We start from the raw sequence: 26,744 nt of genomic DNA, 5'->3' as shown, positions 1-26,744 counted from the left end.
CTGGGCGGTTCAGGCTCGCGTGTGCAAGTCCGCGCACGTCTACACCACGGGAGGGGACCATGGCGCTACGGTTCATCGGCATCGACGGCACGAGCGAGCATGGCGGCTGCCCCTCGGTCTGGGTCGATGACAGAGACGGAAGCTTCGTGATTCAGGGAGTCGTGGTCACGGACCAAGCCGAGGTGGACCAAGTAGTGGCACGGAGCCCGCTCGCGCCCAACGAAATGATCGTTAGGTTTCCTGCGCACATGCGTGGTTACCTCTTGGAGGCGTGCGGTGAACGCGAGCCCGACGTTGGATGAGTTGCTGGGGCGCTGCACGCGCTCCGCTCTGCACCTGGAGATGCGTGATGGTTACGGCTACTCAAGTCCCGGCTTCCGTGCCTGGCGTGACGGCAAGCCATTCGACCGGACCGACTTCGACGCTCCCTGGGTGAATCTGATCAGGGCAACCGTAGACCGGGGAGTCGTGGTCCGCCGCGCTCGAATCGTTTCCGAGCCCGTCAGCGACTACATCCGATATGAGCACTCCGCTACGCCCCATGCCAACCTTGCCGGTGGGGAACTGGTTCGCTGGCTACCCCGCCAAAGAGCATCCGATCTAGCGCTACCCGGCAATGACTTCTGGTTGTTCGACGGGGAACTGGTGCGCTTCGGCCTTCACTCAGGGGACGGCGAGGCCACAGGCTACGACTTTTCCGAAGATGCTGCGGTGGTGAAGCTGTGCGCGACAGCGTTCGAGGCTGTTTGGCAGCGCGGCATCGACCACACGGAGTACCGGCCTACCTAATCACGGCACGTGGCAACATCACCGTCATCCAGCGCCCAGCAGGCCCGTCTTGCCGTCGGCAAGCGGCTTCGGGAAATCCTTCGCGACTCCGGCCTCACCGCCAGGGCTCTGGCCCTGGCGGCTGGTTGGGACGAGTCCAAGTGCTCCCGGCTCGTCAACGGCCGCACCCTGCCGTCTGACGACGACATACGCGCCTGGTGCCGGATCTGCGGCGCTGAGGAAGAGATCCCTGACCTGATCGCTGCGAGCCGCGACGCCGACAGCATGTATGTCGAGTGGAAGCGATTGCAACGCAGCGGCATGAAGCGACTGCAAGAGACGCGAGTCTCGTTGTACGAGGAAACCCGCCTGTTCCGCTTCTACTGCTCACAGTTCATGCCCTGGCCCCTTCAAACGCCCGGATACATGCGAGCCGTCCTCACTGCCTTTGCTGAGTTCCACGATGCTCCTCGCGACATCGAGGAAGCGGTCACAACACGGGCAGCCCGAAACCGCCTGCTCTACGAAGGCGACCACCGGTTCGCCATCCTCATGGAAGAGTCCGTCCTGCACGATCGGGTCGCTGATGACGAGGTGATGGCCGGGCAGCTTGGCCAGCTTCTGGAAGGCATGTCTCTGCCATCCATCTCCCTCGGGATCATCCCTTCCGGCGTCCCTCGCAAGCTGTGGACGATGGAGACCTTCTCCATCTACGACGACAAGCGGGTGTTCGTAGAGTTGCTGTCCGCGGGCGTGACCGTCACCCAACCGCGCGAGATCGCGCTCTACATCAAGGGCTTCACCGAACTGGCGTCCAGCGCTGTATACGGCAACCAGGCACGCGCTCTGATCACGGGAGCACTCGCGGCCCTAGGCTGATCGTGCAAGTTCGTGCAAGTTCATTGAGGCAGTGAATCACCCGCTCCTACCGTCGGATCATGCCTCCCCGACAGACATCCCCCGCCATCCCGGCCATGCCGAAGGTCTTCGTTGGCGAGCTGGCGCCCGAGGAGCTTGCCGAGATCGGCCCTGATGCGACGCCTTCGGCTCCCGACTCGTGGACTCGGAATGAGTACCGGGCGTACCTGCTGGAGCGCGGTGTGCAGAACTGCACGGCTCCGAACGTCTTGGGCATCGAGGGCCTTCTCGACCTGGCAGAGGTGTACGGCTTGCTGGAGAAGCGGCCGAACATGATGAACGTGCTCGGCGAGGAGAGTGCTCGGTGACCGCCCCCGCGTTGAACAAGGTCATTCACCTGCTGGAAGGCTCCGGCATCAACGCCCAACTCATCAAGCGCGTTCCGGGTGAGGTGAACACCGCGTCTGACCAGTTCTCGTCGTCGCGGCTCATGGTCTACGCGGACGGCGGTTGGCGGGTGGCCACGATCAGTGTGGCGGCTCGCTCGGGTGCCTACCGGGTGGAGCCGGCGCGTACCGGCCGGGACAACGAGAAGTTGCCCGACCGTGTGGAGATGGTGCCCGTCCATCGCCCCGCGCGGGTGGCCCTGCTGGTCGCCGCGAATGAGGGCCGAGCATGACCGGCCTTCCTGCCGAATCGCGTGACCCTCGACGCTGCAACCACTGGTGTGGAGCTCCCAACTGCACGGCTTCGTGCAACCTCGACTGCGGGATCTGCCATCCGTCAGTGAATGCATGGCGGCACGGGGCGTGGCATGAGTACACGCCGGCACCCTGGCATCAGGCTCAAGGCCCCGGCAGAGAAGCCCCGGAAGAGTACGAGCCGCCCCAGTGGCGGCCGACGACGCTGCGAGAGTTCGCGTCCGTCCTGCTCGACGCACTGCGGAACCCCAGCTCAAGACACCCCCGGAAGTAGCTGCCACGGGCCGACTTCCGGGGCGGCGCCGGCTGATCCCCACACCGCTCCAGCTCAGCCGGGCGGCCCCCGCCAAGCCACGGAATCGCAGTCCAGGCGGGGGCCACATCAACCAACGCGCATAGACGCGCGGCCGGCGGCTGCAAGACCGTCGCCGGTCGTGGCACCACCTCGGGTCATCCGGCCCGAGCGAAGGAGGGCAGATGGATGGATCTGTACGCCAAGGATGTCGGCCCGCTGGAGTTCCGCCGCATGTGCGGCGGCAACCAGCAGGAAGAGGAGATGGACACCTGCGTGGAGATCGCGCCGATTCCCGGTGTGACCGACGCGTTCGCCCTGCGGGACTCCAAGAACCCGGATGCCGGGACACTCCGGTTCACGGGTGACGAGCTTCGCGCCGCCGGTGTGAGCACCATCTAGTACCGCCACCCGATGACGGCCCCTGCCCGCCTGAACCAGGCAGGGGCCGTCTCTCCTTCGACTGTACGGGGAACGATGCACTGGCACGCCTACACCTGGCTCGGCCACGGCCCCGACCTCAGGCACGAGGCCGAGCGCCGTCCCAGCTCACCGGACTTCGCCACCTCGCCCCTACCGCCGATGCGGACGGGTGACTGGCTGGCCAGACCACGTACGAGGATCGCCGAGACCTTCGAGGACGTGGACAAGGCCGCGAACTGGATGGCGGGTGAGTATGCGCCGCTCCGCCCGCCGGGCGACACGATTCCGCTGGAGCACCGTCTGGCGGTGGCCGCCGATCTGCTGCCCCGTGGTGTGGATGTCCAGTGGGGCGAATGGCTCCACGGTGGGCGCTTCGTCACCGTGGGCATGATCTGTTGCCCCAACCGGCACGTGAACCATCCGTGCCCGATGCTCCGCTGACGGCCGAAGGCCTCCTGCCTCGCCGGTCGTGCGGCGGCTCATGCGGACGGCACACCTCGCGAACACCCGCGATCCTCGTCACGTTCCGAGGGCGCCCGCACCTGGCCGTCGCACCATGTAGACGTCGATCGGGTCCTGGGCCTCCACGGTGAACCCGTGACGCTCGTACAGCCGCCGGGCGGCACTGCCCTGCAGGACGTTCAGGCGGACGAGCACGCCGTCGGCGTCGATCCGCGCCAGCAGTGTCCGCAGGACAGCCGACCCGATCCCCCGGCCCTGGAGGCCCGGAGCGAGATAGAAATGCTCAAGCCACCGCCCGTCCTCGGCCGGGCGCACAGTGACGCAGCCGGCGAAGGCGCCGGCGGCCACGATGACCGAGGTGTGCTGCGGGGAGAAGGAATCGCGCAGCCGCTGCCGGACCCGATGCTCGTCGAACCGTCCCAACCGCTCCAGGTCCGGGCGCATCACCGTCGCCCTCAGCTCCGCGATCGCCTCGACATCCGCCGGCTCCGCGGAGCGCAGCGCCCATTCCACGGGGCGGCCCGGCTCGATCCCCGGCGCCGCCTGTCGCGGCCGTCCGGGGTCCGTCTTCGCACTCGTATCCACGGTCGAAGTATCTCAGCGGCCCGGTGCGACCACGCGCGCGGCAAGATCGGTCACCGGCCTGGCCCACCGTGCCCGGCCGCGATCAGGACCCGTCCGCCCACACGTCGACCGGGCCGCCGCTGCGCCAGTAGAAGCCGTCCTCCCGTGACAGCAGCAGCTCGTCCACCAGGTAGCGGCGCAGCGCCGCGTGATCGTCGTGGAAGGCGCGCAAGGTCACGTTCACGTCCTTCTCCGCGTAGCGCACGCCCGGCTCGAACGCCCGCGAGATGTAGCGCAGCACCACGAGCCGCTTCTCGCGCCGCGTCGGGATCGCCCGCAGCCGCCCGTCGACGAGGAACGTGCGCAGCAGCCGTTCCTCCTCGCTCACCGGAGCGGCCGGCTCGGCCAGCTCCTTCAGCAGCTCGCGGAACCGCTCGGGCCGCGCCCGCCAGGTGCCGTCCGCGCCGCGCTCCGCCAGCCCGCCGCCGGCCAGCCGGTCGAGGACCTTCGCGGGCGGCTCGCCGTCCACCCCGAGCAGCAGCCCGGCGAACGCCCGCGCCGTGTCGTCCTGGGACAACAGGCCGAGGACCCGCCTGATCTCCTCATCGCTCATTCGTACTATTTTGGACCATGGTCATCACACTCCTGTTAGCCGTCGCCACCGCCGTCCCCAACGGCTTCCTGCTGTACGACAAGGCCGCCTCGGTCAAGGACGACGATCCCGAGACCTCCTGGACGGTGAGCCGCAAGACGAACGCCCCGCTCGTGGTCAACCCCTGCGAACGCCCCCGGCTCGGCCAGAGCGGCCGCGCCTCGGCCCGCACCATCGTCTACACGGCGGTGCCCGACTTCTCCAAGTCCGAGCAGGTCATCCTCTACGCGTCGCCGTCCGCCGCCCGCAAGGCCGTCAAGGAGCTGCGCGCGGCCGTGGCCGCCTGCCGCATCAGCGGCTACAAGTACGGCGCCGCCACCGTCAGGCTCGGCGACGAGGCGCTGACCGTCACCGGCCAGAGCTACCAGGGCCGCAGGCCCGCCATCGGCGGCGAGCGCGCCGTCGTGGCCCGCCGCGCCAACGCGCTCGTCGTCTACACGCAGGCGGGGGAGTGGGGCAAGCCCGCCAAGGGCGACTTCGCCCGGCAGACCCGGGACGCGCGCCGCATGCTCGGCAAGATCTGCGACATCGCCGCCTGCTGAATGTCTCGATCTTGAGACATGCCCATGACGTGACGTGGACGTTGCGTGGACAGCATGAATGGAGACAGCCGCGTGCCGGAACGCCCTTGCCAGTCCGTTCCGGCACACGGCTATCATCTTTTCTCCGGGACCTACAGCCGGTTGAGGCCGGTGACGTGCAGGACCGCCCGCCCCTCCTCGTCGGAGGCGGCCAGGTCCACCTGCGCGTCGATGCCCCAGTCGCCGTCGCCGGCCGGATCCTTGATCGTCTGGCGGACCCGCCACAGGCCGCTCTCCTCGCCGATGCGCAGCAGCGCCGGCCCGCGCGCGTCGGCGCCGGTGAGGATCTCCTCGTGCTCGTCGTAGTAGGCGTCGAGCGCCGCCCCCCAGTCGACGTCGGGGGCCAGCTCGGCCAGCTCCTCCTCCTTCTCCAGCGCGCACAGCTCGACCAGCCGGAACATCGCGTTGCGCACCAGCACCCGAAAGGCCCGCGCGTTGCCGGTGACCGGCCGCACCCTGGCCTCCAGCTCCTCCTGGCGCTCCAGCGCCTCGGCCGGGTTGGCGAGCTTCTCCCACTCGTCGATCAGCGAGGAGTCGACCTGCCGGACCAGCTCGCCCAGCCACTCGATCAGGTCGACCAGGTCGTCGGTCTTGCGGTGCTCGGGCACCGTCCGCGACAGCGTCCGGTAGGCGTCGGCCAGGTAGCGCAGCACCGTGCCCTCCGAGCGGGCCAGCTCGTAGAACTGGATGTACTCGCTGAACGTCATCGCCCGCTCGTACATGTCGCGCACCACCGACTTGGGGCTCACCGTGTAGTCGCCCACCCACGGATGGCCCCGCCGGTACGTCTCGTACGCGCCGAGCAGCAGGCTCTCCAGCGGCATCGGGTACATGACCTCCGCCAGCGCCTCCATGCGCTCCTCGTACTCGATCCCGTCGGCCTTCATCTGCGCGACGGCCTCGCCGCGGGCCTTCTTCAGCTGGGCCGACAGGATCTGGCGCGGGTCGTCGAGGATGGACTCGACGATCGACACCATGTCCAGGGCGTAGCTCGGCGCCTCCATGTCGAGCAGATCGAAGGCGGCCAGCGCGAACGTCGACAGCGCCTGGTTGAGCGCGAAGTCCTCCTGCAGATCGATGGTGAGCCTGGCCCGGCGGCCCTGCTCGTCGGGCTCCCGGAGCTGCTCCACGATGCCGCCCGCGAGCAGCGACCGGTAGATGGCGATGGCCTGGCTGATGTGCCGCCGCTGCCACTTGCGGTCCTCGTGGTTGTCGGTCAGCAGGTGCCTCATCGCCTGGAAGCAGTCGCCCGGCCGGTTGATCACCGCGAGCAGCATCGCGTTGCTCACCTTGAACCGGGAGTTGAGCGGCTCGGGCTCGGCGGTCTGCAGTTTCTCGAACGTCTCGTGGCTCCAGCCGACGAACCCCTCCGGCGGCTTCTTGCGGGCGTAGCCACGCCGCCGCTTGGGGTCGTCGCCGATCTTGGCGAGGGCCTTGGCGTTCTCGATGTCGTGCTCCGGCGCCTGGCAGGCGACGTAGCCGATCGTGTCGAAGCCGGCCCGCCCGGCCCGGCCGGCGATCTGGTGGAACTCGCGGGCCCGCAGCCGGCGCACCTTGTTGCCGTCGTACTTCGACAGGGCGGTGAACAGCACGGTCCTGATCGGCACGTTGACGCCGACGCCCAGCGTGTCGGTGCCGCAGATCACCTTCAGCAGCCCCGCCTGGGCCAGCCGCTCCACCAGGCGCCGGTACTTCGGCAGCATGCCGGCGTGGTGCACGCCGATGCCGTGGCGGACCAGCCGGGACAGGGCGCGGCCGAAGCGGGTGGTGAACCGGAACCCGCCGATCATCGTGGCGATGGCCTCCTTCTCGGCCTTCGTCGCCATGTTGATGCTCATCAGCGACTGTGCCCGCTCCATCGCGGCGGCCTGTGTGAAGTGCACCACGTACACCGGCGCCTGGCCGGTGCTCAGCATCTCCTCCAGCGTCTCGTGCAGCGGGGTCATGCGGTAGGAGTAGACCAGCGGCACCGGCCGCTCGGCGTGCTTGACCACCGCGGTCGTCCGCCCGGTGCGGCGGCTCAGGTCACGCTCGAACATGCTGACGTCGCCCAGCGTGGCCGACATCAGCACGAACTGCACCCCAGGCAGCTCCAGCAGCGGCACCTGCCACGCCCAGCCCCGGTCTGGCTCGGCGTAGAAGTGGAACTCGTCCATGACGACCTGGCCGATGTCGGCCTGCGCGCCGTCGCGCAGCGCCACGTTCGCCAGGATCTCGGCGGTGCAGCAGATGATCGGCGCACCCGGGTTGACGCTCGCGTCGCCCGTCATCATGCCGACGTTCTCGGTGCCGAAGATCGCGCACAGGTCGAAGAACTTCTCCGAGACGAGGGCCTTGATCGGCGCGGTGTAGAAGGTGCGCACGTCTCTCGTCAGCGCCGCGAAGTGCGCGCCGGCGGCCACCAGGCTCTTGCCCGAGCCGGTGGGCGTGGCGAGGATCAGGTTGCTGCCGGAGAGCACCTCGATGAGGGCCTCCTCCTGGGCGGGATAGAGCGTGAGCCCCCGCTCGGAGTTCCAGGCGACGAACGCGTCGAAGATGGCGTCCGGATCGGCGTCGATCTCTTCTGGCAGGCGGTCGATGAGAAGGCTCACATGCCTATCCTGCCGAAGAATGAGACGTGGTCGAACCGCTTCTACTCCAGGGCGCGCTGCAGGAGGACGGTGTCGATCCACCGGCCGTGCTTGAAGCCGACGCTCCTCAGCCGTCCCACCTCCCCGAACCCGAAGGACGTGTGGAGCCGTAGCGACGCCGGGTCGCCGCTGTCGGCGACCACCGCGACCATCTGGCGGGCGCCGGCCCGTGCGGCCCGGTCGATCACCTCGCCGAGCAGCACCCGCCCCAGCCCTCGTCCGGTCGCGCCGGGGGCGAGGTAGAGGGTGTCCTCCACGGTGTGCCGGTAGGCGGGCTTGGGCCGGTACGGGCCCGCGTAGGCGAACCCCGCCACCTCGCCGTCGTCCTCGACCACCAGGAACGGCAGGCCCGCGCCGGCGATCACGGCCCGCTTGGCCCTCCACTCCTCGACCCCGGGCGGCGTCTCGTCGAAGGTGGCCACGCTGGTCTCGACGTAGTGGGCGTAGATCTGCGCGACGCCGGGCAGGTCGGCGTCGCGCACGGGGCGGAGCTTCGTCATGTCACCCCATTGTGGCCGAGACCGGGTGACGGGCGTGTTTCCGGCCCCTCGCCGTCCCGGCCCCCCGGGGCAGCGTCAGCAGCAGGCCCCCGGCGAGCGCGGCGACCCCGGCGACCGGCGCCACCCCCGGCGCGAACCCCGCCACGGTGAGCGTCAGCAGGCCCCCGCCGGTCAGCCCGGCCGCGACCAGCGCACCCGGCCACCCGATCCGCCCGTACGGCAGCGCCGGCGGCTCCTCGAACCGGGCGAAGGCCCGCAGCAGCGGCCACATCACCAGGCACAGCGCCCCGAACCAGAGCGGCCACCCGGCGAACCAGGCGGGCCCGAGCGGCTCGGGTGTGCCGGCCCCCAGCCCCACCACGACCACCCCGGCGACCGCGAACAGCGCCGGCATGTGCCACAGGTACACCGTCATGATCCGCGGCCCCGCCCAGCCCAGCAGCCCACTCAGCGGCAGGCGCAGCAGCCACGGCCGCAGCAGCGTGGCCAGGCCGATCTGCCCGGCCGCCACGGCCAGCATGGCGAGCGTGGGCGGCGCCATGTTGGACAGCTCCGCGCCGGGCAGGCCGATCATGCTGCCCGGGTACGGGCCGGCCCACACCAGCAGGGCGGCCGCGCCGAACCCGCCGGCCGCCATCGCCCCCGGCCGGGTCACGCGCCCCTCGGCGTACAGGAAGCCCACCTGGTGCACCGCCAGCCAGACGAACACGATGTTGAGATAGCCGAGCGCGTCCCAGCCCGCCGCGAACCGCACCACGTCCGTCGCCACCGCGCCGGCGGCCAGCACGCCGGGGACCCGCCAGCCGTAGCGGATGTGCAGGCCCGTCATCCACGGCGTGGCCACCACGGCGATCAGGTAGACGGCGAGGAACCACAGGAGCTGGCCGGTCAGCCGTGCCCCTGTCTCCAGCGGCTGCGCCGGCACGCCCAGCGCGGCCAGCGCGTGGGGGAGCGGGATCCACACCGCCGCCAGCGGCAGCAACGGCCACGTCAGGCGGCGCAGCCGCGCCAGCACCCAGTGCGGCGCGCCGTCCCGGGACCGGCCGAAGCTGATCGCGCCCGCCGCCCCGCCCGCGAAGAACACCAGCGGCATCACCTGGCTGACCCACGTCACCACCCACACCCCGGGCGTCGCCAGGGCGTTGCCCGTGGTCAGCACGGCGCCGTCGAAGGCCAGCACCGGGATCGTCCAGTGCTGCACCACCACGAGCACCATGCCGAACACCCGCAGCAGGTCGATGAACGGGTCCCTGGTCGCTCCCGGCGAGGGGGGCCGGGGCGCCCGGCGGACCGGCGGCGGCGGAGCGAGCAGGGCGGTCATGGGGGCCTCGATTTCGTGGGGAACGCGGTGAGTCCAGGCTCCCGCCGTGGCCGCCGCAGCACACTGCCGTACGCCGCCGTCTTGTGGTCAAGATCACACCACCGCGCCCGGTAGGGCAGGCCCTACCACCGCAGACCGGTGGACCGGCTCGAACCGGGCGGCTGAGGGCCATACCGTTGAGGCCATGCGCTCCCTGACCCGGCGTGTCCTGCTCGACACGCGCTACACGCTCGTGGGTTTCCCCACCGCCGTCATCGGCTTCGTGCTCATGGTCGCCGGCGTCGCGGCCGGGGCGGGCACCGTCGTCGTGTGGGTGGGGGTGCCGGTCCTGGCCGGGACACTCATGATGGCCCGGGGCTTCGCCGACGCCGAACGCGGCTGGCTGGCGGACGTGCTGCGCCGGCCGCCCGTGCGCCCCCGCTACAAGCCGGCTCCCGAGGGGGCCGGCCGGTTCCGCAGGCTGGTCAACCCCCTCACCAGCGGGCAGTCATGGCTGGACCTCCTCCACTGCCTGCTGAACTTCCCGATCGCGGTCGCGTCGTTCTCGCTGACCGTGACGTTCTGGGCGGTGCCGCTGCTGGCGCTGACGTACCCGCTCTACGGCCTGGTCACCTCACGCATCCCGAACAACGTGGAGCTGCCCGAGCTGCTCGGGTTCGGCGACGGCTACGTGACCAACGCGGTCTTCTACGTGCTGCTCGGGCTGGTCTTCCTGCTCATCCTGCCGTTCGCGACGCGGATGTCCGCGCTGCTGCGCGCCGGACTCGGCCGGGCGCTGCTGACCGGGGTCGCCGAGCTCCAGGAACGCATCGACGACCTGGCCGAGGGCCGCGCCGCCGCCGTGTCGGCCGAGGCCAACGCGCTGCGCAAGCTGGAGCGCGACATCCACGACGGCCCCCAGCAGCGGCTCGTCTCCCTCGCCATGGAACTGTCCCGGGCCCAGCGCCAGCTCGGCAAGGATCCCGAGGCGGCGCAGCAGACGATCAGCTCCGCCATCACCGCCACCCGCGAGACGCTCGACGAGCTGCGCGCCCTGTCGCGCGGCATCGCCCCGCCCATCCTGTCGGACCGGGGGCTCGCGCCCGCGCTGGCCGCGCTGGCCGGCCGCTGCACGATCCCCGTCGAGCTGGACGTGCAGATCACCGGACGCTTCCAGGCGGCCGTGGAGAACGCCGTCTACTTCGTCGTCGCCGAGACCCTCACGAACGTCGCCAAGCACAGCCGCGCCACCGTCTGCACCATCCAGCTCACCCGTACCGGTAACACGCTGATGCTGACGATCGGGGATGATGGGGTCGGCGGCGCCCATGTCGCCAAGGGACACGGTCTCGCCGGGCTTGCCGACCGGCTCCGCGCGGTCGACGGGGAGCTCACGGTCGACTCGCCCGACGGCGGGCCGACAGTGATCGTGGCGGAGGTGCCGTGCGCGTAGTGGTGGCCGATGACGCGGTTCTGATCAGGGAAGGTCTGGTCAGGCTGCTGGAGGAGTTCGGCTGCGAGGTGGTGGCGACCGTCGGTGACGGCGACGCCCTCGTCTCCGCCGTGGCCGAGCATCGGCCCGACGTGTCGGTCGTGGACGTGCGGATGCCTCCGTCGTTCACCGACGAGGGGCTCAGGGCGGCCGTCGAGGCGCGGCGCCGGGTGCCGGGTGCGCCCGTGCTCATCCTGTCCCAGTACGTCGAGGTGTCCTACGCCGACGACCTGCTCGCCGACGCCCGTGGTGCGGTCGGCTACCTGCTGAAGGACCGGGTCGTGGACGTGGAGGAGTTCCTGGAGGGCCTGCGGCGCGTCGCCGCGGGCGGCACCGTCTTCGATCCTCAGGTGGTGTCCCAGCTCATGGTCCGCAGACGCAAGGACGACCCGCTCGCCCAGCTCACCCCGCGCGAGCGGGAGGTGCTCGGGCTGATGGCCGAGGGCAGGTCCAACCCGGCCATCGGCAGGCAACTCGTGATCAGCGACGGGGCCGTGGAGAAGCACATCAGGAGCATCTTCAGCAAGCTCGGCCTCTACGCCGACGACAGCGACCAGCACCGCCGGGTGCTCGCCGTCCTCGCCTACCTCCGCTCCTGAGCCACCCGCCCGTGGGGAGTGCCCGGCGCGCCCGGCCGGCCGGTCCGCGCGGTAGGCCCGCGCGGACCCGGCCGCTCACGTCCTAGCCGAGCGCCTCGACCAGCTTCTTGCGCTGCTGGGCGCCCAGGCCGCCGAGGCGGCGCTTCTCGTCGACGCCCGCCTCCTCCATCAGCGCGGTGGCCTTGGCCGGCCCGACGCCCTTGACCGCGCGCAGGGCCTGGGACACCTTGATCTTCTTGGCGATGTCGTCGTCGCGCTCCAGGAGCTGGCTGAAGGACAGCTCGCCGGCCTTGACCTTGGCCAGCAGGGCCGTGCGGGCCGCACGCGCCTCGGCCGCCTTCTCCAGAGCCGCCTTGCGCTGCTCGGGGGTGAGAGTGGGAAGTGCCATCTGTCTCTCCTCGGGGAGTTAACGTTCGGGATTCTGTTACCCGTAGTGCAGTGGCTAATCATGGCGGATACCAGCGGTTCTTGGTGCGGAAAGCGATGCTCAGCGCGTGCGCCACACCGAGGCCGCCGCCTCGGCGCACGACACGTCCTGCGCGACCGTCCCTCCGCTGACCCCGACGCCGCCGACCACGCATTCCCCTTCACCGTAATCCGCCCAGAGCGGGATGCCCCCTCCGAAACACACAAAACGGTCACCCGCCAGGCCGTGCAGCTCCCCTCCGGGCGCCGCCAGCCTCCCCAGGTCGGCCGTGGTCATGCCGTGGGCCACGGCGGTGTAGGCCTTGGCCGGCGCCAGCACCGGCCCGGCCAGCCGCGCACCCGCCATACGCTGGAAAGACACCAGATGGCCGCCCTCGTCGACGACGGCGACGGAGATCGACGCGCCTTCGCGCGCCGCCTGCCGGAGCGCCGCCTCGCACATGCGCAGAGCGAGTTCGAGATCCACGGGACATCCTTCGCGTCGGGGTGACTCCCCGCCTTCTGGACGCCTCCATCCGTACGCCCGTCCGGGCGGCACCGCAAGATCGCCTGGTGGGACCGGTATGGGCCTGCCGAGCGGCTGCTTGGGGTGTTTCGCCCTAGAAGGGTGGAATGCATCACATTCTGGATTTCGGGCGTGTCGCGCCCCTGGTGCAGGCCCGTTCCGTGCCCCGCACGGGCGGAGGAGGGCTCGCGGGTCAGGCGGGCGCGGCCGTGCGGGCGCGGCGCCACGCCTGTACGCCCTCGACCGTGAGGAACGCGTCGAACACCGACTCCATCGCCCCGATCAGCGTCCCCCGCCAGCCGAGCGCGGAGGGGGCAAGCCGGGGCGGCCGCTCGCGGCGGATCGTCATCAGGCCCCACGCGAACGGCTCCGTGAGCGCGTCCAGGGCCCGCGCGTGCAGATCCACCCCGAAGCCCGACAGTGACACCACCTCCGGATCGTGCGCGTTCGCCAGGGCGGCTATGCCCCTGCCGAGCGCGCGGGCGTTCGCCGCCAGCGCCCGCGCCGCGTCGGCGTCCCCGGCCGCCGCGTCGGCGAAGACGCGTTCGGCCCGGTCGCGGCCCCGGCCGCCGCCGTGGGCCAGGCCCAGATGGCGGAGCAGCGCGTTCGTGCCCACCTCGCGCCCCCAGCAGCCGCGCGCCCCGCACGCGCACGGCTCGGCGCCGCCGGTCAGCGGCATGTGCCCGAACTCGGCGCCGATCCCGCCCGCCCCCGCCAGCGGCCGCCCGTCCACCACCAGGACGCCGCCCAGGTCGAAGTCCACGTGCAGGTGCAGTCCCACGCCGACGCCCCGCAGCACGCCCCGCCGCGCCTCGGCCAGCGCCGCGAACGCCGTGTCGTTCCCCACCAGCGCAACCCCGTGCGGCGTCCTGCCTCCCGCGGGCGGAACCCCGTGTGGCGGGAGGCCGAGCAGGGCCGGGACGTCGACCGAGCGCCAGCCGAGGTGTGACACGTCCACCAGGCCCCCGGCGCGCACCGGCCCGGCCACGGCCAGCCCGACTCCCACCACGCGGGAACCGAGCCGCTCCAGGTGCCTCGTGAGGGCCTCGCCGAGGGGCACGAGCGCCCCCTCCGGAGTCCCGTCGTGGCGGCGCACCTCCAGCACCGTCGCCTGACCGCCCAGTGCGCACTCGGCGACCTCCCAAGCGTCCTCGCGCACGTCCACCGCCAGCGCGAGCGGCCCGTCCGGATGCGGGCCGGGCACCTGGGTCGGGCGGCCCCGGCCGTGCTCGGGCGCGGGCTCCTCGTGCAGCAGCGCGCTGTCGGCCAGCTCGGCGACCAGCACCGACGCGGTGCCGCGGGCCAGCTCCAGGTCGCGGGTGAGCTGGGAGCGGGTGAGCGTGGCGCCGCAGTCGTGCACGGCGCGCAGCAGCCGCACGCGGTTGTGGGCGCGCAGCTCGCCACTCGTCGTCGCCCCGTTCGTCGCCATTGTGCGATTGTCACATCCTTGAATATGCTCTAGGCGTGAACATAAGTATCGCAGAGGCCAGGCGCGCCCGCATCGCGGTGTTCGGCTACTTCTTCCTGGCCGGGTTCGTGATGGGGCTGTGGGCGTCGGGCCTGCCGTCGCTGAACGACCGGCTGGACCTCGGCCCGGCCCGGCTCGGCACCGTCCTGCTGCTCATCTCGGGGGGCGCCCTGGTGTCGATGCTGGCGACCGGGCCGCTCGTGGACAGATGGTCGAGCCGGACCGTCTGCTGGTTCAGCGGACCCGTCTCGGCCCTGGTGCTGCTCGGGCCGGCCGTCGCCCCCGGCTTCCTGGAACTGGCGATCCTCGCCGTGGTCTTCGGGCTCGGCCTCGGGGTGACCGAGGTCGCCATGAACGCCCACTCCGTCGAGGTCGAACGCGCCTACGGGCGGCCGGTCATCTCGGCGTTTCACGGCACCTGGAGCCTCGGCGGGGCGGCGGGCGGCGCGCTGACCGCCCTCGTGCTGCGGGCCGGTCTGGATGCCCAGATGCTGCTCGTCGTGGCGGCCGTGGTCGTGCCGTTCCTGTACGTGCCGCTGGCCCGGCTGCTGCTGCCCGCCGCCCCCCAACAGCCCGCCGGCGACGCCGCCACCGGCCGGCGCGCGGGCGCGGGACTGAAGTGGGGCCTCATCGCGCTGCTCGGCCTCGCGGCGTTCGCCGGTCACCTCGCCGAAGGCGCGGCCATCGACTGGGCCGCCCTGCACGCGCGCTGGATCCTCGACACCGACCCCGCCGCCGCCCCGCTCGCCTACACGATCTTCGCCGTGGCCATGACGACCATCCGCCTGCTCGGCGACCCCATCCGGGCCCGGCTCGGCTCCGTACGGACCATCCAGCTCGCCGGGCTGCTCGCCACGCTCGGCTACGTCCTGGTGCTGGCCGCCCCCCTGGCCGGCGAGCCCCTGCGCGTGGCCTGCGCCTGGGCCGGCTGGGCGCTCGCCGGGGTCGGCCTGGCCACGGTGGTGCCCGTCATCTTCAGCGCGGTCGGCGCGTCCGGCGGGCCGGTCGGGCGGGCGCTGGCGATGGTGACGGCGTTCGGGTACAGCGGGCTGCTGGTGGGCCCGGCCGTCCTCGGCTACGTCGCGGAGGCGTCGTCCCTGCCGGTCGCGTTGATCATCCCGGCCGTGCTGTCCGCCGTCGTCGCCCTCACGGGCGCCCCCGCCATCCGAGTTCTCACCACTCGCCCGACCGCGCCCGTCACGTCCGACGTGGCGGCCTGAGATCCGGCCCTGACGGCAGGCACGGGAGGGCCGCGGGAGGTCTGCCGGAGGCCGGCGTCGTGGTTCAGGCGAGGGAGTGGCCCGTGGTCGCGTCGAGGTGGTCGGGGAGGTGGTCGTGGCGGTCCCCGACGCTCAGCGTGCCGGTCGGCTCGAACATCAGGATCGACGCCCCCGCCGCCGAGGACGGCCGGTGCTCCACGCCGCGCGGCACGACGAACACCTCGCCCTGCGCCAGTGTGACGGCACGCTCGCCCGGACCGGTGCCCCCACCGGCGGCGGCGCCCTCGCCGATGGCGCCGCCGTCGCGCAGGGCGATCGTCAGCTCGCCCGCCAGCACCAGGAAGAACTCGTCGGTGTCCGCGTGGGCGTGCCAGACGTGTTCACCGGCCACCTTGGCGATCCGGACGTCGTAGTCGTTCACCCGGGTGACGATCCGCGGGCTCCACAAGCGGTCGAACCGGGCCAGCGCGGCCCGCAGGGAGATCGGCTCATTGGTCATGCGTTCATCGTGGCGGGTGGCGCCAGGACGGCGTGAGTGCTAGGAATCGCACATGTCGCGCGAATCCTCGCAGAGCACTGCGAACCGCCCGCACCGGGTGACGATGATCGTCGACGAGGGGTCCAACCCGTTCGAGATGGGCGTGGCGACGGAACTGTTCGGGCTGCGGCGGCCCGAGCTGGACCGGCCCTGGTACGACTTCACGCTCAGCGCCGCGGCGCCCGCCCTGCGCATGCACGCCGGGCTGTTCACGCTGTCCGGGGTGAACGGGCTGGAGGCGGTCGACGACGCCGACACCGTGATCGTGCCGAACCGGCCCGACCCGCTGGTGCGGCCGCCCCAGGCCGTCCTGGACGCCGTCCGCCGCAGCGCGGGGCGCGGCGCCCGGCTGGTGAGCTTCTGCACCGGAGCCTTCGTGCTGGCCGAGGCGGGGGTCCTCGACGGTCGCCGGGCGACCACGCACTGGCGCTGGGCGGACACGTTCGCCGCCCGCCACCCGGGCGTCCGGCTCGAACCGGACGTGCTGTTCGTGGACGACGGCGACGTGCTGACCGCGGCGGGCAGCGCCGCCGCGCTGGACCTCGGCCTCCACCTGATCCGCCGCGACCACGGCGCCGACGTGGTCAACGCGGTGAGCCGGCGGCTGGTGTTCGCGGCGCACCGGGACGGCGGCCAGCGCCAGTTCATCGAGCGTCCCGTCCCGGACGCCCCGGACACGTCGCTGGCGCCGTTGCTCGCCTGGGCGCAGGAACGGCTGGACCGGCCGCTGACCGTCGCCGACCTCGCCGCCCAGGCGGCGGTCAGCCCCGCCACGCTGCACCGGCGGTTCGCGGCCCAGCTCGGCACCACCCCGCTGGCCTGGCTCACGACGGAACGCGTGGTGCTGGCCTGCCGGCTCATCGAGCGGGGCGAGCAGGGGCTCGACCGGGTGGCGCGGCTCACCGGGCTCGGGACCGCCGCCAACCTGCGGACCCGGCTACGACGGCAGACGGGGCTGACGCCGACGGCCTACCGCCGGCGCTTCGGCCCGCCCCCCGAGGCCCGGGGGCACGGACCGCAGGGCGCTGGTGAAGGCCCCGAGGGGGAGCGGGGCGCAATACGTCACGCCGGAAACCGGGCCGAGGGCGTGCGGGAACGTCACGACGGTAGTCGGGCCGGGGGCGTGCGGGAACGTCACGACGGTAGCCGGATCGAACGGTAGTCGATCACCGTGGCGGAGGTGATCCGGGCCATCGGCCCGGCCAGGCCCGACCTGACCTTCTCGGCGGCCGGGGGCAGCCACACCGGCGTCCCGGCGTCGATGGGATGGATCAGGATCTCGACCTCGACCGGCTCGCCGTCCTGCGCCGGGGTGACGTCGATGTCCCACAGGTCCTGGGTGCGGTCGCCGGTGCGGGCGACCGCCACGTCCCCCACGAGCTCGACCCGCAGCAACGACCGGTCACCGGCCGCCCTGGCCGGGACGGTGAGCGTGTAGCGGGCCGCGTGGGCGAGGAACGTCTCCTGGTCGGGAGCCGACGCCCGGCCGGGCACGGTGACGGGCCGGGCGGGCGGCGCGGACGCCTCGGCGGTCTGGACGATCGAGACGGGCACGGGCTCCTGCGGCAGGCCCACCTCGTACCGCCCGAAGAGCGACCCGGGGGCGGGGGCGCGGAGGGGTGGACAGACCTCGACCGTGGCGGGGCCCCCGGCGGTGACGGCCACCAGAGTCCCGCCGTCGGAGACGATGTCGGCGTCGGACAGGACGAGCCTGCGGATCCCGCCCACCACGGGCGACCAGGCGCGCAGGGCCTCCGCCTCGTCGAGCACCAGCAGCCGCAGGCGGTCCCCGGAGGGCGCCTCCACCGTGACGAGCGCGCGGGACGCGGGCACGTCCTCCAGGACCAGCTCACCGTCATGATCGAGGGCGGTGTGCCCGCACACCCGGTGGCCCGCCGGGACGGCCAGGTGGCCCGGCACGCCGCCCGTCCTGGCCAGCACGAGGACGGGATCGTCGCCCGGCACGTCCAGCACGGTGAGCGGGACGAGCGTCGCCCAGGCGATCGTGACGCCCGCGACGTCCAGGTTGACCGGCCACCACAGCATCGCCCCGGACGGGATGGTGACCGGGCGGTGCGGGAAGCGGACGCGGGCCGCCGCCAGTTCCACCTCGAAGCGCACGTCCCGGTGCTCCGGCAGCGGCTCGTACGGCTGGTGGCCGTTGACGAACACGAACCCGGAGCGCCCGTCCGAGCGCAGCGACCACCGCAGCGACGCGCGGTCCCGCACGTCGGGCAGACCTGGCAGACCGGACGGGCCGGCGGTGGGGATGGTGGCGTTCATCGCCGCCAGCCGGTCCCCGAACGCGGCGAGGAACAGGTGCTGGGCGCGCAGCAGGTGGAAGGAGTCACGGGTCTGCAACTGGGCGCCGATCGGCGCGTTGAAGTCGTAGTCGAGGACCGGCAGGTCGTTGGGGTAGCCGATGGCCTGCGACTCCCGCAGCCCGGGCCGCGGGTTGGCGCCGCCCGCGTACATGTAGTAGCCCTGCCAGGCCGAGCCGCTGCCGAGCTTGGCCAGCGCCACCGAGGCCACGTCGGCGCCCGACGGCAGCGGGCGGCGGTGGTAGGCGCCGGCCATGCCGCCGCCCAGCTCGCAGGTCGCCGGCGGGAAGTCCGGGTGCAGGGTGCCGGCGAGGCCGGGGGAGCCGGCCAGGTCCCGGCCGATGCCCGGGTCGTCCCACTGGTGGGAGAAGAAGAAGTGCGCCCGGAACGTGTCGTCCCAGCCTTCGCCGGTGTCCACCCAGAACCCGTCGCCGTAGCCGCCGTAGAGCGGGAAGACGTCGCCGGCGGGCAGGTCGGCGCCGCCCCACGCGGTGGCCGTCCACAGCGGGGCCGACAGGCCGCACGCGCGGGCGATCCCCTTGAGCGTGCGCAGGTGGCCGGGCTGGTCGTACAGTTCGTTGTCGAGCTGGATGCCGATGACCGGCCCGTCCGGCCCGCACAGCGGGCCCGCCTGCCGGCCCACGTGGCCGAACCAGGTCCGCACGTCCGCCAGGTACGCCGGGTCGTCGGTGCGCGTCCGGTAGCCGGCGTGCGTCACCCAGTCCGGCAGGCCGCCGTTGCGGACCTCGCCGTGGCACCACGGCCCGATCCTGAGGATCACCTCCAGCCCGACGTCCTGGGCGAGCCGGACGAACGCCGCCAGGTCGAGGTCCCCGCCGAACACCGGCTCCCGCTCGCGCCGCTCCTGGTGGTGGATCCAGAAGACGTACGTGGACACGATGGTCACCCCGCCGGCCCGCATCAGCAGCAGGGCGTCGCGCCAGCGGCTCCTCGGCACCCGGCTGTAGTGCAGCTCGCCGGTCACCGGGATCCACGGGCGGCCGTCACGCAGCAGTGAGCGGCTGGTGAGGGCCAGCCCCGGCCGCGGGTCCTCGGTGCCGGCCATGGCCGGCCGGGTCTCGGGCCGGTCCCAGGGGGTGTGGCGGACATGATGGATCACGGGCCGATCCTCTCAGGGTGCCCACGGCCCGGCTCCGGAAGGGGGCCGCCCGCGCCGTGCCCGGCGGATGCGGCGGTGCGTACCTGCGTGCGGGGCTCTGTCCCGGTCTCGGCGCGGGACTCGGCGCGGGTCTCCGTGCGGGCGCCGGTGCGTTCGGCGCCGATGCCGGCGACGACCACGAACGCGATCCCGACGACGGGGGCCCACCCCGGCACCTGGTGCAGGAGGACCAGGCCGATGACGACGGCCATGGCCGGTTCCAGGCTCATCAGGGTGCCGAAGGCGGCGGTGGTGAGCCGGCGCAGGGCGAGCAGTTCGAGGATGAAGGGGACCACCGGCAGGAGCACCGCGAGGCCGAGCCCGACGAGGAGCAGCTCCCAGGTGAGCCGGCCGAGCACGAACGGTCCGACGGCCGCCGTGGACACGAGGGCGGCGACCGGCATGGAGACGGCGAGCCCGCGCAGGCCGGCGACCTCGTCGCCGACGCGCTGGGTCAGCAGGATGTAGGCGGCCCAGCAGACCGCGGCGGCCAGGGCGTAGGCGACCCCGGCCGGGTCGGTGCCGCCGTGCCAGGGTTCGGTGAGCAGGAGGACGCCCACGGCGGCCAGCAGCGGCCACAGCTTCCGCCCGCCGTGGCCGCGCGCCACGGCGACGCCGAGCGGGCCGAGGAACTCCAGCGCGCTGGCGGTGCCCAGCGGCAGCCGGGCGGCCGCGGCCATGAAGAACATGGTGACGCCCGCCGTCACCACGCCGAGTGCCGCACAGGTGAGCAGGCCGGTGCGGGTGAAGGCGGACGGCCGGGGCCGCACCAGGACCGGCAGCAGCACCCCGGCCCAGGCCAGCCGCAGCCATGCCGCGCCTTCGGCGCCGACCTGGTCGATCATGGCGACGGAGGCGGCGAGGCCCAGCTGCACGCAGACCATCGACGTCAGCGCGAGGGCCGTGCCGGCGCGGGCGGCGGTGACGGGGAGATTCGGCGTTCGGGTCGTCATCGCTCCAGTAGACGGGACCCGAATCATTCGTGTCCACGTGAGAATACTTGACGTACCGTTCATAATTCATGAATGGATGTCCGCCGTCTGCAGATGCTGCTGCAGCTCTCCCGGCTCGGGTCGATGCGCGAGGTCGCCGACGAGCTGGGGACCACCACGTCGACGGTGTCGCAGCAGATCGCCGCGCTGGCCCGGGAGGCGGGCACGGCCCTGGTCGAGCCGGACGGCCGGCGGGTCCGGCTGACGCCCGCCGGCCGGCGCCTGGCGCAGCACGCCGTGACGATTCTCGCCGCGGTGGAGGCCGCCCGGCTGGACCTGGACCCGGAGGCCGAACCGGCCGGCACCCTGCGGGTCGCCGGGTTCGCCTCGGCCGTGCGCCGCTCGTTGCTGCCGGTCGCGGCGGACCTGGCGGCCGGGCACCCGAAGGTGCGGTTGCACATCTACGAGCACGAGCCCATGGAGTCGCTGGCGCTGCTCGCCTCGGACGACGTCGACCTCGCCCTGACCTACGACTACAACCTCGCCCCCGCCGCCGGAGACCCGGCCGTCGAGTCGAGGCCGCTGTGGTCGACGGGCTGGAGCCTCGCGGTGCCGCGCACGGTGCCGGCGGCGCGTGACGACGCCCCCGCGGTCTTCGCGATCTTCCGCGACCATGACTGGATCGCGAACTCCCGCAGCACCGCCGACGAGCACGTCGTGCGCACCATCGCCTCGATGGCCGGCTTCGAGCCGCGGATCGCCCATCGGGCCGACAGCCTCGAACTGGTGCAGGACCTCATCGTCGCCGGGCTCGGCGTCGGGCTGTTGCCGACGGACCAGCCCACCCTGCCCGGGATCCGCCTCCTGCCGCTGGCCGCCCCGGAGGTGAGGTTGCGCTCGTACGCCGTCGTCCGGCGCGGCCGGGCGCAGTGGCCCCCGCTGGCGCTCGTCCTCGACCTGCTGGCCGCCCGTGCGGCGTCGACGGGAACGATGTAGTTTGCCGGACAAGTCGCTGACCTGGCGTTATGTGATCGTGACTTGACCCTGGGAGTTACGTGAGTGTTTCATGTGCCCCACGCGGTAAACGTTTACAGAAGCAAGGGCGAAACGTTTGCCTTGGCGGAAGGAAAGCCTTGGCCCAGGGACCCACGATCACCACGATCGCGCAGCGAGCGGGTGTCTCCATCGCCTCGGTCTCGCGGGTGCTGAACGGCCTGCCGACCAGGCAGGACACCGTGAGCAAGGTGATGGCCGCGGCCGAGGAGCTCGGCTACGTGCGCAACGCCGTGGCCCGCTCGCTCAAGTCGAGCCGCACCCACCAGGTCGCGTTCGCGATGGCGGACGTCGGCAACCCGGCCTACCTGGCCATGCTGCGCGAGATCCAGCCCGTGCTCAAGGCGGCCGGCTACCGGCTCGTCCTGCATTCCACCGGCGCGGACGTCGCCGACGAGATCGACGTGCTGCACAGCCTCGGCGAGCGCTACGTGGACGGGCTGATCATGGTGCCGCTGCGGGTCACCGAGGCGCACCTGCGGATGCTCGCCGGCGCCCGGGCGCCCGTCGTCGTCATCGGCTCGGTGCCGGAGGGCACCCCGGTCGACAACGTGCGCGCCGACTCGCGCACCGGCGTCCGGCTGGCCCTCGACCACCTCCACACGCTCGGCAGGCGGCGCGTCGGGCTGGTCAACGGCCCGCCCGACACCGTCCCCGGCGCGGCCCGCGGCGCCGGTTACCGGGAGGCGCTGGAGGCGCTCGGCCTGCCGTACGACGAGGAGCTGGTGGAGATCGGCGACTTCTACCGGGCGGACGGCCGCCGCGCGGTGGCCGCCCTGCTCGACAGGCGGCCCGACATCGACGCGCTCATGTGCGCCAACGACCTGATCGCGCTCGGCGCGCTGGACGTGCTGCGGGCCGCCGGGCGGCGGGTGCCGCAGGACGTGGCGGTGGTCGGCATGGACGACACCGACCTGGCCGCGGCGTCCTGGCCGTCGCTCACCAGCGTCTCCCTCGGTTCGGCCGAGCGTGGCCGGACCGCCGCCGAGCTGCTGCTGGACCGGCTGCAGGACGGCGACGTCACGCCTCGCCTGGTCACCGTGCCGCCGCGGCTCGTGGTGCGCGCCTCCACCGCCGGCGAGCAGGCGCCGCCGTCCGGCGACGCCGACCGGCTCGGCGCGGGGGGAGGTGCGGCATGACGGCCACCGTGACCAAACCACCCGCGCCTCCCGCCAGGCACGTGCGGCGCGCCCGCCGCTCGCGGCGGTCCCGCGAGATGTGGCTGCTCATGCTGCCCGCCCTCGTGCCCGTCGTGCTCTTCAGCGTCGGCCCGCTGCTGTACGGGATCGGGCTGGCGTTCACCGACGCCAAGAACACCCGCAACCACGAGACGACCTTCGTCGGCCTGGAGAACTTCGTCCAGCTCATGGGCGACGACGACTTCTGGTCCTCCTTCCGGATCGGGATCATCTGGTCGGTCTCCGTGACCGTCCTGCAGTTCCTCGCCGCGCTCGGCCTGGCGCTGCTGCTCAACGAGAACCTCCGCTTCCGGGGCGTGGCCAGGGTGCTGGCGGTGGTGCCGTGGGCGATGCCGCCCGTGGTCATCGGACTGATGTGGAAGCTCGTCTACCACCCCGACGCTGGCATCCTGAACAGCCTGCTCGGGACCGACATCAACTGGCTCGCCGACTTCTCGCTCGCGCTGCCCGCCATCATCGTGGTCGGCGTCTGGACCGGCATGCCGCAGACGACGGTCGTGCTGCTGGCCGGCCTGCAGGGCGTCCCGAGAGAGCTGTACGAGGCCGTCGAGGTCGACGGGGCCGGCCGCTGGCGCAGGTTCTGGAACATCACGCTGCCGCAGCTCAAGCCCGTCATCGTGGCGATCACCTCGCTCGACTTCGTGTGGAACTTCAACCAGTTCGGCCTGGTCTACGTGCTCACCCAGGGCGGGCCGGGCGGCCGGACGAGGCTGCCCATGCTGTTCGCGTACGAGGAGGCGTTCCGCTACCGCTACGCCGGCTACGCCTCGATGCTCGGCCTGGCCATGGCGATCGTCGTGCTGACGGTCCTCGGCCTGTACCTGTGGCGGCAGATGAGGGAGACGAGATGAACGGCAAGAAAGCGGGCGGGGTGCGGCGCGCGCCGCAGTACCTCGCGCTGGCCGCCTACATCGTCTTCCTGGCCTTCCCGCTGGTGTGGCTGCTGTCCACGGCGCTGAAGACGCCGCAGGAGATGGCGCAGGCCGACCCCACGTGGATCCCGCGCGAGCCGACCCTGGCCAACTTCGCCGACGCGTTCGGCGAGCAGGACCTGGTGGGCGCCGCCACCCGCAGCCTCGTCGTGGCGCTGCTCGCCAGCGTCATCACCGTGGTGATCGCGCTGCCCGCCGCGTACGCGATGGCCCGCTACCGCAGCCTGGTCAACCGGATCGCGATCGGCTGGGTGCTGGTCAGCCAGGTGTTCCCGTTCATCCTCATCATCATCCCGCTGTTCATGATCCTGCGGGACATGGACCTGGTGAACACGCTGCCCGGCCTGGTCATCGTGCACGTGACGTTCACGCTGCCGTTCGCGCTGTGGATGCTCCAGGGGTACGTGCGCGCGGTGCCGCCCGAACTGGAGGAGGCGGCGGCCGTGGACGGCGCGACCCGGCTGCGCTCGATCACCAGCGTGGTCGCGCCCCTGCTCGCGCCGGGCGTGGTGGCGACGCTGCTGTTCGCGTTCATCTCGTCGTGGAACGAGTTCCTCTTCGCGCTGGTGATCCTGCAGGACCCGGACGTGATGACGCTCCCGCTCACCCTGGCCAGGTTCGTCGGCCCGGAGGGGGTCGCCCGGCTCGGCCCGCTGGCGGCGGCGTCCCTCATGGCCACGATCCCCAGCCTGATCTTTTTCGCAATCATCCAGCGGCGCCTGAAGTCCGGCCTGATGGCCGGCGCCGTGAAGGGCTAGGAGGCACATATGCGAATGAAGTCCGCTCTGGCGGCGGCCGCGATCGTCGCGCTGGCTGCCGCATGCGGCAGCGGTGGAGGCGGCGGCGACGAGGCGGCCAAGCCCGGCGAACCCGTCAAGCTCAACTTCCTCAGCCTGGCCTGGCAGAAGGAGTCCCTCGCCGCCAACAAGCAACTCGTCGAGGAGTGGAACAAGGCCAACCCCGGCATCCAGGTCACCTATGTCCAGGGGAGCTGGGACAACGTCAACGACCAGCTCGTCACCCAGTTCGCGGGCGGCAGCGCCCCGGACGTGATCCACAACGACTCGCCGGCGCTGGCCGGGTTCGCCGCCGACGGCTACCTGCTGGACCTGTCGGACAAGCTGCCCGCCGACCTCAAGGCCGACATCCCGCAGCCCGCCTGGGACACCGTCACCTTCGACGACGGCAAGGGCAAGCAGGGCGTGTACGGCGTGCCGTTCCTGCAGGAGTCGCAGGTCATCATCGCCAACAAGAAGCTGCTCGACGCGGCCGGCGTGCGCGTGCCCACCCCCGGCCAGCCGTGGACGTGGGACGAGTTCTCCGAGGCGGCCAAGAAGATGACGAAGGACGGCACGTTCGGCGTCGCCTGGCCGATGAAGTCGCCGGTCAACAAGACGCTCAACCTGGCACTCAACTTCGGCGGCACGTTCTTCCAGACGGCCGAGGGCAAGACCACGGTCAAGGTCGGGCCCGAGGAGAAGGAGGTCCTGCAGCGCATTCACGACCAGCTCCACAAGGACAAGTCGGCCGACCCGGCCGCGCTCGGCCAGGGCACCGCCGACCCGCTGCCGGCCTTCTACAAGGGCAAGTTCGCCATGCTGCCCGCCGGCGTCTACCTGCGCCAGCAGGTCGCCGAGCAGGCGCCCGACGGGTTCGAGTGGGTGACGCTGCCGCCGCTGAAGGGCACCACCACCCAGCAGGGCGCGGTCTCCCAGACCCTGTCGATCGCGCAGGACAGCAAGCACCCGGACGAGGCGATGAAGTTCATCTCGTTCTTCCTCAACGGCCCCAACCAGGCCAAGCTCGCCAAGGGCGACTGGCTGCTGCCCACCTCCGTCAAGGCGGCCGCCGACCCGTCCATCACCACCAAGGAGGACGGCTGGGACGTCGCCACCGCCTCCGCTAAGGACCTCGTCGTGGCGCCGTTCCTCAAGGTGAACGGGTTCGACGAGTGGAAGAGCAAGGTGGCCACGCCGGTGCTGCAGGAGTACTACGCCAACAAGATCACCATCGACGAGGCGGCCAAGCGGCTCGTCGAGGACGGCAACCAGGTGCTGGAGCGGTACCAGCGGTGACGCATCGAGACAGGGCCCGGGGGTGTCTGCTCGGCCTGGCGGCCGGCGACGCCCTCGGGGCGCCCGCGGAGAACCTCACGCCGGCCGAGATCCGGCGGCGCTGGGGGCGGCTCACCGAGATCGAGCGCGGCGGCACGGACGACACCGAGTACGCGATCTTCGCCGCGTCGCTGCTGACGCGGCACGGGCACGGGCTCACCCCGGCCGACGTGGCCGCCGCCTACCGGGCCGAGGTCATCCCCCGGGTGACCGGGCCGATGAAGGGGGCGGGGTTCTCCGAGCTGGGCACGGTGGAGGCGCTGCGCCGCGGGCTGGAGCCCCCGCTGACCGGGCTGGTGCACCAGCACGGCTGGTCCGACGGGCTGGCCATGCGGGCCGCGCCGTACGGGGTGTTCTGCCCCGGCGACCCGGCCGAGGCGGCCCGGCTCGCCGAGCAGGACGGTCAGGTGAGCCACTCCGGTGAGGGAGTGCTCGGCGGGCGGGCCGTCGCCGGCGCCGTGGCCGCCGCCATGGCGGGGCTGCCGCCGGACGAGGTGGTGCGGGCCGCCCTGTCGGTCGTCCCGGCCGACTCCTGGACCTCCCGCGCCCTCGTCCGCGCCCGCGCCGCCGTCGAGGCCGGCACCGAGGCCGGCACTGAGGCCGGCACTGCGGCCGGCACTGTGGGAGACGCCTCCGGCGAGGCGGCGCTCGTGGCGGCGCTGCACGAGGCCGTCGTGGTCCCGCACTACCCGTGGACCGATCTGGCCCCCGAGGCCGTGGCGCTGGCGCTGGCCGCGTACCTGGTGGGCGGGGGAGAGGTGGAGGCGTCCGTGACGTTCGCCGTGAGCCTGGGCCGCGACGCCGACACCATCGGCGCCATCGCCGGTGCCGTGGCCGGGGCGGGACAGGGAGAGAGCGGCGTGCCCGCGCGGTGGGCCGCGCGGATCGGCCCGGTCGCGGGCGCCTGCCTGCCGGTCGTGGCCGGAAGGCACGTGCTGGACGTGGCGGACGAGCTGTCCGCCCTGGTGCAACGCGGAGACCCGGTGCGCGAGGACCTGGTGACGGAGCCGTCCCGGGGCCGCGCGGGCGGTCCGCCCGAAGGACTGTAGGAGACG

The 26,744-nt window shown here is 72.2% G+C and carries 28 protein-coding genes; 17 read left to right on the top strand and 11 right to left on the bottom strand.

Translation table 11 applies throughout. The annotated features are described in order from the left end of the window. Positions 1 to 276 precede the first annotated feature (276 nt). From FHU36_RS26015 to FHU36_RS25990, 6 genes are all read left to right on the top strand, one after another. Complete coding sequence (locus FHU36_RS26015) at positions 277 to 789, top strand: DUF6879 family protein (protein WP_185086456.1); 513 nt, start codon at positions 277 to 279, stop codon at positions 787 to 789. A gap of 9 nt (positions 790 to 798) precedes the next feature. Next, positions 799 to 1,647 (top strand): DUF5753 domain-containing protein, encoded by an 849-nt coding sequence (locus tag FHU36_RS26010; RefSeq protein ID WP_185086455.1) that lies wholly within the window; start codon positions 799 to 801, stop codon positions 1,645 to 1,647. A gap of 95 nt (positions 1,648 to 1,742) precedes the next feature. After that, a complete protein-coding gene (locus FHU36_RS26005; RefSeq protein WP_185086454.1) occupies positions 1,743 to 1,994 on the top strand; it encodes a hypothetical protein in 252 nt (83 codons plus the stop codon). Beyond that, complete coding sequence (locus tag FHU36_RS26000) at positions 1,991 to 2,305, top strand: hypothetical protein (RefSeq protein WP_185086453.1); 315 nt, start codon at positions 1,991 to 1,993, stop codon at positions 2,303 to 2,305. The genes FHU36_RS26005 and FHU36_RS26000 overlap by 4 nt, the downstream gene beginning before the upstream one ends. A 503-nt stretch (positions 2,306 to 2,808) precedes the next feature. Next, on the top strand, positions 2,809 to 3,021 hold the full coding sequence (locus tag FHU36_RS25995) for a DUF397 domain-containing protein (protein WP_185086452.1): 213 nt from the start codon (positions 2,809 to 2,811) through the stop codon (positions 3,019 to 3,021). A gap of 75 nt (positions 3,022 to 3,096) precedes the next feature. Continuing rightward, positions 3,097 to 3,483, top strand: a complete 387-nt coding sequence (locus FHU36_RS25990; protein WP_185086451.1) for a hypothetical protein — start codon at positions 3,097 to 3,099, stop codon at positions 3,481 to 3,483. A 78-nt stretch (positions 3,484 to 3,561) separates the two neighbouring features. Here the strand turns inward: FHU36_RS25990 and FHU36_RS25985 are convergent, their stop codons facing one another. Continuing rightward, positions 3,562 to 4,089 carry a GNAT family N-acetyltransferase gene (locus FHU36_RS25985; protein WP_312891821.1) on the bottom strand — a complete coding sequence of 176 codons (528 nt, stop codon included), beginning with the start codon at positions 4,087 to 4,089 and terminating at the stop codon, positions 3,562 to 3,564. Positions 4,090 to 4,171: 82 nt separating this feature from the next. Beyond that, positions 4,172 to 4,681, bottom strand: a complete 510-nt coding sequence (locus tag FHU36_RS25980; RefSeq protein WP_185086450.1) for a DUF2087 domain-containing protein — start codon at positions 4,679 to 4,681, stop codon at positions 4,172 to 4,174. A gap of 17 nt (positions 4,682 to 4,698) precedes the next feature. Between FHU36_RS25980 and FHU36_RS25975 the strand changes: the two genes are divergently transcribed. Further along, positions 4,699 to 5,262: a hypothetical protein gene (locus FHU36_RS25975; RefSeq protein ID WP_185086449.1), complete on the top strand. Its 564-nt coding sequence runs from the start codon at positions 4,699 to 4,701 to the stop codon at positions 5,260 to 5,262. Between the two features lie 131 nt (positions 5,263 to 5,393). Here FHU36_RS25975 and FHU36_RS25970 read toward each other — a convergent pair whose 3' ends face one another. The 3 genes from FHU36_RS25970 to FHU36_RS25960 are packed head-to-tail and all read right to left on the bottom strand — an operon-like array spanning position 5,394 to position 9,752. Beyond that, on the bottom strand, positions 5,394 to 7,892 hold the full coding sequence (locus FHU36_RS25970) for a DEAD/DEAH box helicase (protein ID WP_312891820.1): 2,499 nt from the start codon (positions 7,890 to 7,892) through the stop codon (positions 5,394 to 5,396). Positions 7,893 to 7,933: 41 nt separating this feature from the next. After that, positions 7,934 to 8,431, bottom strand: a complete 498-nt coding sequence (locus tag FHU36_RS25965) for a GNAT family N-acetyltransferase (RefSeq protein ID WP_185086448.1) — start codon at positions 8,429 to 8,431, stop codon at positions 7,934 to 7,936. Position 8,432: 1 nt separating this feature from the next. Further along, positions 8,433 to 9,752, bottom strand: a complete 1,320-nt coding sequence (locus FHU36_RS25960; protein WP_221496579.1) for an acyltransferase family protein — start codon at positions 9,750 to 9,752, stop codon at positions 8,433 to 8,435. Positions 9,753 to 9,936: 184 nt separating this feature from the next. On the opposite strand from FHU36_RS25960, the gene FHU36_RS25955 reads away from it, so the two are divergent. Further along, on the top strand, positions 9,937 to 11,184 hold the full coding sequence (locus FHU36_RS25955; RefSeq protein WP_185086447.1) for a sensor histidine kinase: 1,248 nt from the start codon (positions 9,937 to 9,939) through the stop codon (positions 11,182 to 11,184). Continuing rightward, a complete protein-coding gene (locus FHU36_RS25950) occupies positions 11,175 to 11,822 on the top strand; it encodes a response regulator transcription factor (RefSeq protein ID WP_185086446.1) in 648 nt (215 codons plus the stop codon). The genes FHU36_RS25955 and FHU36_RS25950 overlap by 10 nt, the downstream gene beginning before the upstream one ends. Before the next feature lie 82 nt (positions 11,823 to 11,904). On the opposite strand, the gene mihF is transcribed toward FHU36_RS25950, so the two are convergent. From mihF to FHU36_RS25935, 3 genes are all read right to left on the bottom strand, one after another. Then, positions 11,905 to 12,210, bottom strand: a complete 306-nt coding sequence (gene mihF / locus FHU36_RS25945) for an integration host factor, actinobacterial type (RefSeq protein ID WP_101784984.1) — start codon at positions 12,208 to 12,210, stop codon at positions 11,905 to 11,907. A gap of 99 nt (positions 12,211 to 12,309) precedes the next feature. Beyond that, entirely contained in the window at positions 12,310 to 12,714 is a 405-nt protein-coding gene (locus FHU36_RS25940; protein ID WP_185086445.1) for a GlcG/HbpS family heme-binding protein, read from the bottom strand. Between the two features lie 232 nt (positions 12,715 to 12,946). Next, positions 12,947 to 14,182: an ROK family protein gene (locus tag FHU36_RS25935; RefSeq protein ID WP_185086444.1), complete on the bottom strand. Its 1,236-nt coding sequence runs from the start codon at positions 14,180 to 14,182 to the stop codon at positions 12,947 to 12,949. A gap of 35 nt (positions 14,183 to 14,217) precedes the next feature. Here FHU36_RS25935 and FHU36_RS25930 point away from each other — a divergent pair, with 35 nt between their 5' ends. After that, the gene (locus FHU36_RS25930) at positions 14,218 to 15,441 is read left to right on the top strand and encodes an MFS transporter (RefSeq protein ID WP_312891818.1); all 1,224 of its coding nucleotides are present in this window, start codon (positions 14,218 to 14,220) and stop codon (positions 15,439 to 15,441) included. A gap of 64 nt (positions 15,442 to 15,505) precedes the next feature. Here the strand turns inward: FHU36_RS25930 and FHU36_RS25925 are convergent, their stop codons facing one another. Next, positions 15,506 to 15,940 carry a cupin domain-containing protein gene (locus FHU36_RS25925; RefSeq protein ID WP_185086443.1) on the bottom strand — a complete coding sequence of 145 codons (435 nt, stop codon included), beginning with the start codon at positions 15,938 to 15,940 and terminating at the stop codon, positions 15,506 to 15,508. Between the two features lie 52 nt (positions 15,941 to 15,992). Between FHU36_RS25925 and FHU36_RS25920 the strand changes: the two genes are divergently transcribed. After that, on the top strand, positions 15,993 to 17,141 hold the full coding sequence (locus FHU36_RS25920; protein ID WP_185086442.1) for a helix-turn-helix domain-containing protein: 1,149 nt from the start codon (positions 15,993 to 15,995) through the stop codon (positions 17,139 to 17,141). Here the strand turns inward: FHU36_RS25920 and FHU36_RS43745 are convergent. Further along, entirely contained in the window at positions 17,114 to 19,420 is a 2,307-nt protein-coding gene (locus FHU36_RS43745; RefSeq protein ID WP_221496578.1) for a beta-galactosidase, read from the bottom strand. The two genes, FHU36_RS25920 and FHU36_RS43745, sit on opposite strands and share 28 nt — an antisense overlap. Then, on the bottom strand, positions 19,417 to 20,412 hold the full coding sequence (locus FHU36_RS25910) for an EamA family transporter (protein WP_221496577.1): 996 nt from the start codon (positions 20,410 to 20,412) through the stop codon (positions 19,417 to 19,419). Before FHU36_RS25910 ends, FHU36_RS43745 begins: the two co-directional genes overlap by 4 nt. A 72-nt stretch (positions 20,413 to 20,484) precedes the next feature. Here FHU36_RS25910 and FHU36_RS25905 point away from each other — a divergent pair, with 72 nt between their 5' ends. The 6 genes from FHU36_RS25905 (at position 20,485) to FHU36_RS25880 (ending at position 26,738) form a co-directional block, all read left to right on the top strand. Next, a complete protein-coding gene (locus FHU36_RS25905; protein ID WP_185086441.1) occupies positions 20,485 to 21,387 on the top strand; it encodes a LysR family transcriptional regulator in 903 nt (300 codons plus the stop codon). Positions 21,388 to 21,524: 137 nt separating this feature from the next. Then, on the top strand, positions 21,525 to 22,583 hold the full coding sequence (locus FHU36_RS25900) for a LacI family DNA-binding transcriptional regulator (RefSeq protein ID WP_185086440.1): 1,059 nt from the start codon (positions 21,525 to 21,527) through the stop codon (positions 22,581 to 22,583). Further along, positions 22,580 to 23,494, top strand: a complete 915-nt coding sequence (locus tag FHU36_RS25895) for a carbohydrate ABC transporter permease (RefSeq protein WP_185086439.1) — start codon at positions 22,580 to 22,582, stop codon at positions 23,492 to 23,494. Before FHU36_RS25900 ends, FHU36_RS25895 begins: the two co-directional genes overlap by 4 nt. Then, positions 23,491 to 24,333, top strand: coding sequence for a carbohydrate ABC transporter permease (locus tag FHU36_RS25890; protein WP_185086438.1), 843 nt, complete (start codon positions 23,491 to 23,493; stop codon positions 24,331 to 24,333). Before FHU36_RS25895 ends, FHU36_RS25890 begins: the two co-directional genes overlap by 4 nt. A gap of 9 nt (positions 24,334 to 24,342) precedes the next feature. Further along, the gene (locus FHU36_RS25885) at positions 24,343 to 25,650 is read left to right on the top strand and encodes an ABC transporter substrate-binding protein (protein WP_185086437.1); all 1,308 of its coding nucleotides are present in this window, start codon (positions 24,343 to 24,345) and stop codon (positions 25,648 to 25,650) included. Continuing rightward, positions 25,647 to 26,738 (top strand): ADP-ribosylglycohydrolase family protein, encoded by a 1,092-nt coding sequence (locus FHU36_RS25880; RefSeq protein WP_185086436.1) that lies wholly within the window; start codon positions 25,647 to 25,649, stop codon positions 26,736 to 26,738. The genes FHU36_RS25885 and FHU36_RS25880 overlap by 4 nt, the downstream gene beginning before the upstream one ends. Positions 26,739 to 26,744 lie beyond the last annotated feature (6 nt).

This window comes from Nonomuraea muscovyensis (assembly GCF_014207745.1).
In the GTDB taxonomy this organism is placed as follows: Bacteria; Actinomycetota; Actinomycetes; order Streptosporangiales; family Streptosporangiaceae; genus Nonomuraea; species Nonomuraea muscovyensis.
Note: the sequence above shows the minus strand (reverse complement) of the source record. Positions and strands in the feature narration are given on the sequence as shown.

Coding starts and splice junctions, on each gene's coding strand:
- FHU36_RS26005 (WP_185086454.1), top strand. CDS start 1,743: ATGCCGAAGGTCTTCGTTGGCGAGCTGGCGCCCGAGGAGCTTGCCGAG.
- FHU36_RS25995 (WP_185086452.1), top strand. CDS start 2,809: ATGGATCTGTACGCCAAGGATGTCGGCCCGCTGGAGTTCCGCCGCATG.
- FHU36_RS25990 (WP_185086451.1), top strand. CDS start 3,097: ATGCACTGGCACGCCTACACCTGGCTCGGCCACGGCCCCGACCTCAGG.
- FHU36_RS25980 (WP_185086450.1), bottom strand. CDS start 4,681: ATGAGCGATGAGGAGATCAGGCGGGTCCTCGGCCTGTTGTCCCAGGAC.
- FHU36_RS25975 (WP_185086449.1), top strand. CDS start 4,699: ATGGTCATCACACTCCTGTTAGCCGTCGCCACCGCCGTCCCCAACGGC.
- FHU36_RS25965 (WP_185086448.1), bottom strand. CDS start 8,431: ATGACGAAGCTCCGCCCCGTGCGCGACGCCGACCTGCCCGGCGTCGCG.
- FHU36_RS25960 (WP_221496579.1), bottom strand. CDS start 9,752: ATGACCGCCCTGCTCGCTCCGCCGCCGCCGGTCCGCCGGGCGCCCCGG.
- FHU36_RS25955 (WP_185086447.1), top strand. CDS start 9,937: ATGCGCTCCCTGACCCGGCGTGTCCTGCTCGACACGCGCTACACGCTC.
- mihF (WP_101784984.1), bottom strand. CDS start 12,210: ATGGCACTTCCCACTCTCACCCCCGAGCAGCGCAAGGCGGCTCTGGAG.
- FHU36_RS25935 (WP_185086444.1), bottom strand. CDS start 14,182: ATGGCGACGAACGGGGCGACGACGAGTGGCGAGCTGCGCGCCCACAAC.
- FHU36_RS25925 (WP_185086443.1), bottom strand. CDS start 15,940: ATGACCAATGAGCCGATCTCCCTGCGGGCCGCGCTGGCCCGGTTCGAC.
- FHU36_RS25920 (WP_185086442.1), top strand. CDS start 15,993: ATGTCGCGCGAATCCTCGCAGAGCACTGCGAACCGCCCGCACCGGGTG.
- FHU36_RS25910 (WP_221496577.1), bottom strand. CDS start 20,412: ATGACGACCCGAACGCCGAATCTCCCCGTCACCGCCGCCCGCGCCGGC.
- FHU36_RS25905 (WP_185086441.1), top strand. CDS start 20,485: ATGGATGTCCGCCGTCTGCAGATGCTGCTGCAGCTCTCCCGGCTCGGG.
- FHU36_RS25895 (WP_185086439.1), top strand. CDS start 22,580: ATGACGGCCACCGTGACCAAACCACCCGCGCCTCCCGCCAGGCACGTG.
- FHU36_RS25890 (WP_185086438.1), top strand. CDS start 23,491: ATGAACGGCAAGAAAGCGGGCGGGGTGCGGCGCGCGCCGCAGTACCTC.
- FHU36_RS25885 (WP_185086437.1), top strand. CDS start 24,343: ATGCGAATGAAGTCCGCTCTGGCGGCGGCCGCGATCGTCGCGCTGGCT.